The sequence below is a fragment of the Akkermansia muciniphila genome, assembly GCF_030848305.1.
In the GTDB taxonomy this organism is placed as follows: domain Bacteria; phylum Verrucomicrobiota; class Verrucomicrobiia; order Verrucomicrobiales; family Akkermansiaceae; genus Akkermansia; species Akkermansia muciniphila_A.
In genome coordinates this window covers 2,638,708-2,650,075 of sequence record NZ_CP114598.1, presented here as the reverse complement: position 1 = coordinate 2,650,075, position 11,368 = coordinate 2,638,708, and the positions used below count along the sequence as shown (strand labels likewise).

General features: G+C 51.3%; 14 protein-coding genes and 1 tRNA gene. 7 read left to right on the top strand and 8 right to left on the bottom strand.

The genetic code is table 11. The annotated features are described in order from the left end of the window. Nucleotides 1–530: 530 nt before the first annotated feature. From O4G22_RS11530 to O4G22_RS11520, 3 genes are all read left to right on the top strand, one after another. On the top strand, nucleotides 531–1,100 hold the full coding sequence (locus O4G22_RS11530; RefSeq protein WP_306701850.1) for an NUDIX hydrolase: 570 nt from the start codon (nucleotides 531–533) through the stop codon (nucleotides 1,098–1,100). A 212-nt stretch (nucleotides 1,101–1,312) separates the two neighbouring features. Then, nucleotides 1,313–1,387: transfer RNA gene (locus O4G22_RS11525), tRNA-Met, on the top strand. Between the two features lie 120 nt (nucleotides 1,388–1,507). Further along, complete coding sequence (locus tag O4G22_RS11520) at nucleotides 1,508–2,830, top strand: tyrosine-type recombinase/integrase (protein ID WP_165477153.1); 1,323 nt, start codon at nucleotides 1,508–1,510, stop codon at nucleotides 2,828–2,830. A 51-nt stretch (nucleotides 2,831–2,881) separates the two neighbouring features. On the opposite strand, the gene O4G22_RS11515 is transcribed toward O4G22_RS11520, so the two are convergent. From O4G22_RS11515 to O4G22_RS11490, 6 genes are all read right to left on the bottom strand, one after another. After that, entirely contained in the window at nucleotides 2,882–4,483 is a 1,602-nt protein-coding gene (locus O4G22_RS11515; protein ID WP_102758890.1) for a hypothetical protein, read from the bottom strand. Further along, nucleotides 4,480–5,604, bottom strand: coding sequence for a hypothetical protein (locus tag O4G22_RS11510; RefSeq protein ID WP_306701849.1), 1,125 nt, complete (start codon nucleotides 5,602–5,604; stop codon nucleotides 4,480–4,482). The genes O4G22_RS11515 and O4G22_RS11510 overlap by 4 nt, the downstream gene beginning before the upstream one ends. A gap of 269 nt (nucleotides 5,605–5,873) precedes the next feature. Further along, nucleotides 5,874–6,479 (bottom strand): hypothetical protein, encoded by a 606-nt coding sequence (locus O4G22_RS11505; RefSeq protein WP_306701848.1) that lies wholly within the window; start codon nucleotides 6,477–6,479, stop codon nucleotides 5,874–5,876. A 239-nt stretch (nucleotides 6,480–6,718) separates the two neighbouring features. Then, nucleotides 6,719–7,126 (bottom strand): hypothetical protein, encoded by a 408-nt coding sequence (locus O4G22_RS11500; RefSeq protein WP_306701847.1) that lies wholly within the window; start codon nucleotides 7,124–7,126, stop codon nucleotides 6,719–6,721. A 7-nt stretch (nucleotides 7,127–7,133) separates the two neighbouring features. Further along, complete coding sequence (locus tag O4G22_RS11495) at nucleotides 7,134–7,406, bottom strand: hypothetical protein (RefSeq protein ID WP_102758885.1); 273 nt, start codon at nucleotides 7,404–7,406, stop codon at nucleotides 7,134–7,136. Then, complete coding sequence (locus O4G22_RS11490; protein WP_306701846.1) at nucleotides 7,387–7,707, bottom strand: hypothetical protein; 321 nt, start codon at nucleotides 7,705–7,707, stop codon at nucleotides 7,387–7,389. Before O4G22_RS11490 ends, O4G22_RS11495 begins: the two co-directional genes overlap by 20 nt. Nucleotides 7,708–8,121: 414 nt before the next feature. Here O4G22_RS11490 and O4G22_RS11485 point away from each other — a divergent pair, with 414 nt between their 5' ends. Further along, nucleotides 8,122–8,337, top strand: coding sequence for a hypothetical protein (locus O4G22_RS11485; protein ID WP_306701844.1), 216 nt, complete (start codon nucleotides 8,122–8,124; stop codon nucleotides 8,335–8,337). Nucleotides 8,338–8,349: 12 nt separating this feature from the next. Here the strand turns inward: O4G22_RS11485 and O4G22_RS11480 are convergent, their stop codons facing one another. Further along, nucleotides 8,350–8,628 (bottom strand): hypothetical protein, encoded by a 279-nt coding sequence (locus O4G22_RS11480; protein WP_306701843.1) that lies wholly within the window; start codon nucleotides 8,626–8,628, stop codon nucleotides 8,350–8,352. A gap of 112 nt (nucleotides 8,629–8,740) precedes the next feature. Here O4G22_RS11480 and O4G22_RS11475 point away from each other — a divergent pair, with 112 nt between their 5' ends. Both O4G22_RS11475 and O4G22_RS11470 read left to right on the top strand, forming a co-directional pair. Beyond that, nucleotides 8,741–9,118: a hypothetical protein gene (locus tag O4G22_RS11475; protein WP_306701842.1), complete on the top strand. Its 378-nt coding sequence runs from the start codon at nucleotides 8,741–8,743 to the stop codon at nucleotides 9,116–9,118. A gap of 158 nt (nucleotides 9,119–9,276) precedes the next feature. Then, nucleotides 9,277–9,609 carry a helix-turn-helix domain-containing protein gene (locus O4G22_RS11470; RefSeq protein ID WP_306701841.1) on the top strand — a complete coding sequence of 111 codons (333 nt, stop codon included), beginning with the start codon at nucleotides 9,277–9,279 and terminating at the stop codon, nucleotides 9,607–9,609. A gap of 66 nt (nucleotides 9,610–9,675) precedes the next feature. On the opposite strand, the gene O4G22_RS11465 is transcribed toward O4G22_RS11470, so the two are convergent. Further along, nucleotides 9,676–10,584: a hypothetical protein gene (locus O4G22_RS11465; protein WP_306701840.1), complete on the bottom strand. Its 909-nt coding sequence runs from the start codon at nucleotides 10,582–10,584 to the stop codon at nucleotides 9,676–9,678. 101 nt (nucleotides 10,585–10,685) lie between these two features. Between O4G22_RS11465 and O4G22_RS11460 the strand changes: the two genes are divergently transcribed. Then, the gene (locus tag O4G22_RS11460; protein ID WP_249852100.1) at nucleotides 10,686–11,336 is read left to right on the top strand and encodes a hypothetical protein; all 651 of its coding nucleotides are present in this window, start codon (nucleotides 10,686–10,688) and stop codon (nucleotides 11,334–11,336) included. Nucleotides 11,337–11,368 lie beyond the last annotated feature (32 nt).

Below are 11,368 nucleotides of genomic sequence, written 5' to 3'. Positions count from 1 at the left end.
TGTTATTGGAAATAAAAGATGTTGCTGGTTAGAAATAGCCGTAAGGCGTTCCGTCCCGCTACGAGGCCGCCCTGCGGATGGAACCGTATCAGGTTCCTCCGCAGCCGTGACAGCTCGTGACGTTCATCGGGGTGGAGAAGGCGAACTCATCCGCTTTCAGTCCGACACCCCGGTTGACGGGAGCGCCAAATTACTGATTTGCGTCTGAGGAAAAAATATCTTTTTGAAACAGCGCGAGTCATCGTTCCGCGGCTCTACGTTCCACGGGGGTTCCACATGAAAAAATATTTTGTTCTTGCTTCCTCCGATAATTTAGTACTCCTGAGTATATTTTCTGTATGACGTTGTGAATTACTTATTATCAATATGTTATTATGTTGTTACCGGCCCGGGTGACGAAAAGGGCATGATTACGCCGCCGGAAATCAACCACTTACAGGAACCGGAGCGGAATTACCCGGGAAGATGCGGAAGGGAGGCGGTCCGCATGGTTGACAACGGCCGGCCGGGAACCTAACGTGGGTTGCATCATGGAACACATGGAACACATGGAACAGCCAGAGGAAGCATGCCTGTCTCTTTGCCGGGGGAAATTTCTGGAACTCCTGAAAGAAGGAAGGTGGGAATACGTGCGCCGGGTTAATGCCACTGGAGCCGTCATGATTGTGGCCGTGACGAAAGAAGGAGAACTGCTGCTGGTGGAAGAATACCGCGTTCCCCTGCATGCCCGGACTGTCGGACTGCCCGCGGGGATTTCCGGGGATGAAGGGGAGGAAAGCACGTTGCAATCCGCCCGGCGTGAATTGGAAGAGGAAACCGGATACCGTGCGGACTCCTGGACGTATCTTCTTGCGGGTCCTTCCTCTCCAGGATTGACTACGGAAATGGTATCTTTCTATCTGGCGGAAGGCCTGCATCGAATATCGGAAGGAGGAGGTGTGGCTAACGAAAATATCACGGTGCACCGCATTCCGCTTCCTCTGGTGCATGGCTGGCTGATGGAGCAGATGGAACAGGGAAAAGTGGTGGACCCGAAAATCTTTATGGGCCTCTATTTCCTGTCCCGCTCTGTCAGTGGCATGGGTTTGGAGGCATCATAATGCCCCGCGCCGTAAATGTCCGTATGCGGGAAACGGCCTGGGACGCAGGCCGTGTGAAACGGATGAATGGAAAAAATGATTCATCAGTAATAATTTACCTGAAGGGAAAAGCGGGTTGCCGTGATAAAATGCTCCTGATCCATAAAAAAATCTGGACATTCTTTCCAATCCAGGCTAAATATTTCCCCGCCTTACGGCATCAACCACTTAACGGCAGGGTAGCTCAGTGGTAGAGCAGAGGACTCATAAGCCTTTGGTCGGGTGTTCAAATCACCTCCCTGCTACCATCTTCAAAGCCCCTTAAATCCAACGGTTTAAGGGGCTTGTTACTTTTAGAGCATAGTTTACATTCCATGCTGGAAAATAGTGAAAAAGGGTATAATGTGGTCAAAAAAGCATGCACAATTATGCACAGCTTGGTTGACGATTGGAAGCCGCGCCCCTGCACTTCCCGCCCTGGAAAACCGTGGCGGGTTGTCATCCCGGAACGCATATCCCACACGGGGAAACAGACCTCAAAATATTTCGCCACAAAAGGCGAGGCTGAAGGATATATTGCGGAACAGATACGCAATTTGAAACGTTTTGGAACGGTAAACGGAAAAACGATCGATCTTGATGCTTATAAGTGGAACGCGGTTGATGAAATACTGTCAGAAATAGGGGTGACGCCTTTAGAGGCCGCCACCCATTACGCGGCGCTTGTGAAGCGGGCGGGCTCGGTGGCAAAGCTGGGAACATTAGTAGAACTGGGGCGCGGGGTGGCGCCGCCGGACGCGGATATGTCCCCCTCCCTCCGGGAACTTGCCAGCACGGCCAGCACGGCTAAAGCGCACAACAGCCGCGTGACGGTCCTGTCCCGGAAAACGCGCCTGGGGCGCCTGGAACGTCTTTGCCCGGATCTGGTGGCCAGACCATGCGCGGCCATTACGCCGGCCATGATCCGGGATGCCCTGGACACATGCCACGCCGGCCACCCTACCAGCTGGAACAACCTGAAGCGCGAGCTTGCCACCCTGTTTAACTTTGCCATCAAGCGCGGCTGGATCATTAAAAATCCCGTGGATCCCATAGACAAGCTTCCCGTGCAAGAAGCGGAAATAGTGGCATTGACCCCGGATCAGTTGACCGCCTTGTTCCGGGCATGCTCGCCGCCCCAGGAGATAGACAGGACGGCGCCGGTTTATCGGCGGCGCGTGGCGGCCCAGGACACAACGGATTTACGTCTGTATGTCGCCCTGGGGGCCTTTGCCGGCATCCGTCCCTGGGAACTTACCCGGCTGACATGGGCGGATATCTCCCTGGAGGACGGCGTTGTTTCCGTCCGGGCCAAACATTCCAAGACCGGCGGCGCCCGCCATGTGACCATTCAGCCTGTGCTGAAGGCGTGGATCCTGGCGTGCCGGCCACACAACGCGGGCCCGGATGATCCCGTCATCAATCCGCGGGATCTGAAAACGCGCCTGTTTGCCCTCCGCACCCGCGCCGGCTATTCTCCGGAAAATCCCTGGCCGCATGATTGTTTAAGACATTCTTTTGCATCCTACTCCATGAAAGCCGGGCATGATCTGAACCAGTTAAGCCATGATATGGGCCATGTCGGAACCGACTTGTTGAAAACCCGTTACCTGAATATGCGCGGACTGACCAAAGATTCTGCCGCGCGTTACTGGTCCCTGACGCCGGAATATCTGGCCACCGGCGGCGAAACAGCCGGCCACACGGCTTGACGGGACAAAAAAGGGAGATCCCGGAAGGGGGATCTCCCTTGAAGAGCCGTCTTACATGCGCGGTTCGGAAAGAATGACTACATTATATTGTGAAGACACGGCGTCTTCCCGGCGGCCAAAGGTAAAGACGCGCCCGGAACTGTCCACAAATTGCCGCCCCTTGAGCTTCCGCAGTTGATGCCCCATGCTCTGATTCTGGTTTTTGCCGCTGCAAATAATGTCCACCAGCCCCAGATCCCCGGCCACGCCCATCACAGCTTCCACCGTGTACAGGTGCGTCAGCTGCGTATGGGGCGCTTCCGGCGTTTCCGGCTGTATCTTGTCCGCAAGGGCCACCAGCAGCCGTTCCAGGGCATTCCCCCGGACGTCCCCGCCGTCCGTGGTGGCCGGGCGTTTGGTAAAGGGGGAGATAAAGCCCGCCGTCATGACGATGGATCCCACTACCTCCGAAAATCCTTCAAAGGACGGCATGGCGGACGCGGAACACACGGACGGACAGCCCTGTTCATTCCAATGCCAGACCAGGGACCACAAGGCCATGAGCATTTCCCGGCGCCATTGCGGGCGGCTGAATACTTTTTCCGTTAATGGATTGGCAATGTTTTTTTCGACGGACTTGCACACGTCAAACAGGTCAATAATCAGGCTGCGTCGCTCAATGTCCGGCGTTACCGTCAAATTGTTCCCCGTGCTGACAATCTGCATGCGGTTGACCCCGCAAAACTCCTTATTGCCTCCCAGGACGCGATCAGAAATGGCCTCGCTGGTGGCATACTGGTTCAAAGTCGTACTGCTTAAATTGATCAGGTCATCAATGAGGACATACGGCGCCCCGGAAATAAGCTTGGTAAACAACAGCTTTTGCAGGGCGGCGTCATCCTTGGGAAACGGCGTGGCGTTCGGCACTCCATAAATGGGCCCTAGCGCAAATTTGGCAAGCAGCGTTTTACCCGTCCCCGGCTGGTTGCCTATAATAAGAATCATGGGTTGTCGCCCGATCAGGTGGCGGCAGAACTGCCCCAGCATATACGCCATGAAGCAGGATGCGGAACGGATATGCGTGATAGGCCCGGCGGATTTTTCCGCCCATGGGAAGGACGCCAGGGCTCTGTTCATCGCCCGGAGAACAGCGTCCACCGGCCAAACCTTGTTGGCGTCCCATGCCACGGTTTCCGCGCTGTAAATGCGCGTGGCCGGATCATAGCCGGCGGGCAGGATCCGCAGGAAGCGTTCTCCCTTGGGCCCTACGCCCCAGGCGGGCAGACGCACGGGCATGATTTCCGCAATTTCCGGCACGGCGGCCCGCAGATAATCACTCGCCAGAATCAATTCCGCCATATTTTTCCCCATGCTTTCCACCGGATCTTCCGCACTGGCGGAAAAGGTCATGTATTGTTCGATCCACGTTGTGAAACGCCGTGGATCCATGGGCCTTTTTTCAAGTTCCGTCGTCGTTTCCCCGTCCTGGTTGGTGCTCTTGATGGTGCTGATGGTCACATACTCGTCATGATACCGGTATAGGGCGCCGCTTGGCAGGTTGTCCGCTACCGCCTGGGCGATCAGGCTCACTTGCTGGTTGGTGCGGATATTGGGGCGTCCGTCCACCATGACGGGCGCCGCGCCTAATATTTGCGCGGTGGTCAAATCACTCATGATCTTGCTGCCTTTCTTGGTTGCCGCGCGGGCATGGTCAGGATGGGAACGCCGTGGACCGCGCCGGGGTTCAGGTAAAGCAATTCCTGCAGGCGCGGTTGGTCGTATTTGAAATAGGTCCCGTTTTCCCCGGTGGCTCCGTGCCTCATGCAGCCGGGCAGGCGGGACAGCCGTACAGGCGTCATGGCCGCGGTGTCCGCTCCCACGGCGGACAGCCGCAAGACGTATTCTGACTTAATGGCGTTGAATTCCTCCGGCGTGGCGGCGGAAATTTTCACCAGGGCATGGACGGATTTCCCGCCGCTGGTGTAAACGGCCACAACCGGATCCGCAAGCTGCACCAGAATTTTCAGCCATACGTCCGCGGTCAGTACGTCGCTTTCCAGGACCAGGAAGGGAAAGGACGTGCAGCATGCCGCATGCCGCCGCCCCGGCATCAAATTTCCCATGGCATCCCGCTTGCCGGGGTTGGGTTCCCATTTGCCCGTCACGGGCGCCGTTAAGTACCAGACGCCGGCATCCCCGCCGGCAGGCAGGCGCGGGGCTTTCACGGGCTCCACGCCGGGTTTCCGCCCCAGCTTGTAAACGCCATCCTTCACGATATACATATATTGCCCCTGGGAGGCAAAGGCCGTGAATACCAGGATCCGCGCGCCGGCGGGATATAGTTCATTCAGCAGCAGTTCCCCCCAGGCGTGGGGATTGCCGGGGATTTCCACCGGGCTATGATCCCTCAGCCAGTCAAACGTGATTTCTTCCTCCACCCGGCCCGCCAGCGCAAGGGCCAGATCTTCATTCAATTCTTCCGCTTTTACCTTCCGCGCCTTGGGCGCCGGGGGCAGGGGACGCTGGTATTTGGGGGTTGCCTTGCGGGTGCTGCGGGCCCCGCGTTCCTCCGCGCTGATAGCCCGGTAAAGCACCCTCATGAAGTCGTCGCGGGCGCTCTGGCAGGATTGATGGAAGCAATATTCATGCGGCTTTCCTTCGCCGTCAAACCAGATCCGCCAATCCCGCGGCCCGCTTTGCGTGGTATGCAGCGCGGCGCCGGGGCAGGGGGCGCACCCGTCTTCCCCGATTGGATAGCCTAAAATTTCCTCGGCAAGTTCCTTGTGTGATTTCATGCGCGTATCGGTTTTTCCCTCCTAAATATCGCAGTACGGCTTTTATGCTTTTTACAGGGTAAATTCTTTCCCGTACAACGATTTATATATATTGTTCCTTTTCTTCCGGGCGGTACGAATATCATGCGTTTTCAAATTGATGTTTAGCGGGATGATATATTCCCGGTCTGTGATCAGGATATTGAGCACGTATCCGTTTTCATTGAGCCGCAGGCAATAATCTTCATCCCCCGGATCATGAATTACTCCAATAAGCGTATATCGTTTTTTCATTTTATTGTCCCTTTAACTTTCAATACCTTGAATTTGATCATCCATACCCAGGGATCCGTTTCCGCTTCCCCGGCGCCGTGCAGACGATCCCACAGCGTGAAAAAGGAATCTCTGGCGCGGATGCACATGCTTTCCGGGTCCAGATAGTTTTTCCAGCCGGTGGAGGACGTTTCTTCATCGTAAAAAATGGTTTCAATTCCTTCCGCCATGGCTTCTTCTTCAGTAATGGATTGTAGTTTCCTGACCTCAATATCAGTTATTTCCAGCAGGAGCCGGAACCAATCATCATACACATTGAAAAAAGGATCTCGCACACATAACCGTTCTCCTGGTTTGCCATAGGGGCATTTCACCACAGGATCCAGTCCAGGCGGGCATTCCCCGCGCGGATCCTGGAAAATGGCGCGCCAGATGCCCGGCTCTTCTTTTATAAAATGACATAGTTCCCAGGCATCTTCCCCCAGGGGGATTTTCCTGTCCGGCCACCCATTGAACCGTTCAAGTCCGCGCGTGCGGCTGGTCTGTGTTTTCCAGCCTTGCAGCAGCGCCCGCACCATATCCGCGGAAAAGGGGATGGGACGTTCTTTGATATGTGTTTTCATAAGATATTGAAGGTTATTTCCATCCTTCTTTTTCTTCTCGTTTCAACAGTTTGTTTACGGCTCCTGACGGCGTAGAACTGTAGTGTTTTCTCCCCGTCCAATTCCACGGCCCCCGGATGGCGCCCCATTTGCCCGGACCCTCTTGTTTGACATAAATATTTGTCCCTTCCGCTTTCAGGCTGTCGTATGTTTTTGAAAAAATGAATTTGTAATTGATTGTTTTCATAAAATATTGAAGGTTATTTTTTTATTTCATCAATCAGGCGCAGAATTTCTTTTTTATGCCGGTAAAGCACATCTTCCCCCACGCCCAAACGGCCACATAGTTCCCGCCAGGTAAAGGAGCGGGGATCCCCTATCCCAAGCAGTTTTACCAGGATGCCGGCATTAAGCGCCAGATGCCACAGGGTCAAATCCATGCTGCCGGGATGGACGCGCAGCAGCCGGAAAAACTGTTTCACCACGTTTTCCCGCTTGGCGTGGTAGTATTCATCCAGCAGCACAAGCTGATCCTCCGTGAATTCCTCACGCGGAAAATCAGCGGGCAATCCTTCCCCCGCCTCATTTTCCGCCGACGGATGAAAGGGAAGCTGTTCCAGATCCTTCACTTGCACACGCAAATACCATGCGGCATATTTGTTGCTCATAAAAACGCTAATTGTTAAGCACTCCGAGTTTTATTTTATTCTTTTTCAAGGTCATGTGGAGATCCACAAACAGGGACGCCCCTATTTTCACCATGACCAGCGTTCCGTTGTTGCGCCAGGTCCGCAGCGTTTCTTTGCTGGGGGCGCTGTCCGGCAGGAACAGGCCCGGCGTTTTGGGCAGATCGTACAGGCGGCAAAAGCGGGGCAGATATTTGATCTGATCCCCTGCCGTTTGCACGTTCCCCACGGCCACCACGCTTTCAGGATTCACTTGTTCCATTTTCGTTGCTGGGCTTGAATTCACATTTCGCATAAACTCCGGCCATCCCCATCATTTGTTCCAGATTCTTCAGGGGGATTTCAGAGCATCCCAGGCCCTGGGCCAGAAGAATTTCCGTAACCAGCGAACCGGCCAACGCTTCCAGTTGCACACGTGGCAGACCTTCCACCAGTTCCCGCGCATTGTTGATAACGTTTTTGATGATGTCGTCCGGGGGAATGTTAGAGAGCCTTTCATGGATGATATTGATATTCCGCCGGTCTCCCATGGGGGCCGGATTGAATGCTGTATTTATTTTCATGATTCTAATCGGTTGTTTATCTCAAATTCAGGTCAGGATCTTCCCCGGCAACAATCACCGGGCAAGGGGCTGACGGCATCGAGGAAGCCGCCGGGGCAGGGGAAACAGAGGGAGTAGCCGGCATGGGGCCGGCTGTCGCCTCTGCGGATATCCGCAAGGATTGTTTCAACGGCGGCAGTCCATGCTGGACGGCCAGACGGACCAAAACGGCAAAGGGTACTGACGTTTCCGCGGACAGGAAACGCAGTTCCTCATTGTCTGTTTCTCTCAGGCGGATCTGAAGCGGTTGTGATAGCTTGCTCATGCTTTTCATTGTAGTGTTTAATATTACAACGTCAAGCTTGTTTTGTAGTGTTGCGCATTACGTTGTTGTAAAATCTTGTATTGCGGCACATTACAAAGTATGTTTTTTTTATGCGTCCGATTGACAAATACAACCCTTTTACGACTCCCGTACAAATTCGTTTTACATCTTCCCAGATTGAAGAAATAGAATCTGTTGCGAAAGAATTCGGTATGAGTAAAGCGGAAATCGTCCGCTTATCTTGTTCCGCCGGGCTTGCAGCACTTAAAAAGCTTACCCCGGAAGGATTGACGGCGGCGGTTGCCCGTTTGCTGACGGAAGAGTGATTCATCTCTTTATTACCTCAAATTCAGGTCAGGATCCGCGCCGTTGACCACTACGGGGGCGGGAGTGGGGAACATTGCCGGCGCCGGGCATGTTACGGGCTCAGGGGCCGGGACAGGGGGCAATGCTGCCGTGGAGTGATAATTTTCTCCCTTCCGGCGGTCTGCCGCTTTACGGATGATTAGTTTTGAAATATCCACCCCTTGTTGTGCCGCCTGTATAGCAAGTTTGCCATACTGAAGAACTGGAATTTGGAGTTCTAATTTATCATTTGTATAATATTCTGTGCTCATGATGAATAGATATTTATCGTTACCGCAGTAAACCGTCAACAAAAAATTATCGCGTATGATAAAAAATATTTTTGTGCTTGCGGTTTCATTAGCATTTTGCTAATAAGACTGCATGGATTATTCGGTTCAGGAAATAAAGGATTGGCTGAAGCGCATTGGAAAAAACAGAAAATGGCTTGCTGAAAAATGCTTCGTTGCAAAGAGTACGGTAGATTGCTGGCTGGCTCCTACTCGTGATATACCACCAGCAAAAGTGGCATATATAAAAAAGCTTATGGAAGAATCTTGGTCTGTCGGATCTTCTTCTCCTATCAATTATGATGCTGTGATAACTTTTCCTGTGCGGCTTACTCCGGAAGAATGGGAAATGCTTTTACCACCGGATATAGATCCAAAAGACCATGTTGCAGCAGAAAAATACGTTAGGGATTTGCTGCAATCAGTAGTTGATTCTACGCCACCTATGCCGCGACCTAAAGATGATGAATAAATATTGTTGGTTTGGTTTATGTCGTCCATAACTTGGTAATTTCTTCTAACAAATCGGAAATTACCCCACAAGGTAATGGTTCGCAATAATATTTTCCCTAAAGGGTAAAATATCCAGAAAAAGCTTGTCAGTTTTACCCTATTAGGAAAAATGCGCGCATGGATGACATCAAGACTAGGCTCAAGGACTTCTTGAAGGCAACCAGAATGACCAGGGAAGAGCTAGCCAGACGGAGCGGAGTCAAAAAAAGCCAGATTGACAAATGGCTTTCTAAAGTCCCCATTCCTGCGTCTAGGGTTAAATTTTTTGAACTAATTATGAAAGATTGCGGATATACCGCTCCAGAGGCACCCGCTGAAATTAGAGTGCGCATTCATCCCTCACAGTGGGAAAAATTCAAATCGGAAGCAGAACTTCACGGTCTTACAGTCAATGAATGGACTGTTTCCGTGTTAGATGCTCATGCATCTATCCCTTGTAGACGTCGTTAAAAACCTTCTGGTTTGAATAAAAAGGCCGGCACCCAGGGAAGGAGCCGGCCTTTTCAAATTTTTTAGTTATCCCTTAACCTCTTCCAGAATCCGATCCTTAGTCTTTCCTGTTTCCTTTTCTACTTCCTTCCAGAAAACTTCTTCTGGAATGACAAGCGTACCTGAATCGGGTTCAAAGGCATGAGCAAGCTTCCCGCCAATCTTATCATATTTGTAAGCGGGAGACCCTTCTTCACACCAGATCAGCAAATCAGGACGGGCACCTTTCCCGACAACCCCGCCGCCCAACATCTCCACAATCTTTTCAAGGTTCTTTCGCGGTCCTGTTGATGACTTGCCCGTAAATTGGCACCATGTACGCTTGAACGCCGGGAAATTTTCTTCTTCATAGTTCCCCTGAAGCTGTTTTTCCACATGGTAAGAAGAAAGTGCAAGCACAGCCCCGCGGCACAGGGATCTAAGAAAAAGCAGAAGCCGCAAACGGTTCTCTTCATTCTCAAAATACGCGGTGAACATGCGCCGCATTGCGTTGAAAGGATGCCATGCAAATTTTTCGTCCGGTAAGAATTGAGCCAAATAAGACATGTTTTCCCGTGTCGCGCTTTCTTCACCGGCGAAAACGAAGAAATTCCGAAGCATGTTGACCCATAAATGGTTATAATAGAATAAATATTCCGTTTCCGTCTCAATGACATTCCGCTTCTTGATCATGTCAAGAGCAAGCTCCCCAATTTCCCGTGCGGTTTTTCCTTCCTTCAGGGCAAATAAGACGTTTGATGCTCCTTCTTCTTTTCTGACGCGCGTCAATCCCTTCATGGTATCAGGAATATGTTCCGCATCAGGAGTAATGCCGCCCATGTCACAGGCTAGCGCATACCCGGCGATCTCAAATAAATAGACATCCGTTTTCCGGCTCCCGCAATTCCGCGCAAACATGGGATCATTTTCATCAAATGGCAAAGTCACCGTAATCATAACTATTTTTCATTAACGGTCTTCTTTCCTGTTGTCAACCAAAAACCGCAGAAAAATGTTATTTCTGGACAGAAAACGGCATATTATGCTATCACGAACGCATGACAAAAGATCTGTTTTCTATACTGATAGCGTCCTGTCTGGTTCTTCCCGCCGTTGCAGGAAATGTGACTATTCCAACATTGACGATCGGTAATGACACTTACAAGAACGCTACCATTTCTTATAAAGGCGGCCTGACGGCAAAAATCAGTCATGACGAAGGGACGAAAAGCATTCCTGTATCAAAACTGGCTCCGGAACATCAAACAGCGCTCGGCATCACCCCGGATATCATTTCCAGGGAAACGGCTAAGATGGAAGCCCTGAAAGAGAAAGCATTGGAAAAAAAGAAAAAACAGGCTGAGGAAAAAGAACAGACAAAGGAAAAATTGCGTGGCTTCTTGAATGAATTAAACCGTTCCGAATACTATCAGCTGGCCGTATATGGAACTTATAAGAATGGAATCCTGGTACATCCTTATTCTTATTATGATGGGAATTGTGTCTATGAACATACAAGCGTCAAATATATTGTTTTAGGAATTCCGAAAAAGGGCATCACAAAAGACACGTTGTTAAAAATAAAAGCGATTCCAAACGGACATGTTGAAATGGATGGAGAAAGAATACCTGCCCTCAAATTCCTTCTTTATGAGAATGAGGAAAAGGCCTTCCGGAAAGCTAGTCAACAAATGTTGAAAATGAATTAATTGTTATATTTTAATCATGATTTTATATAATT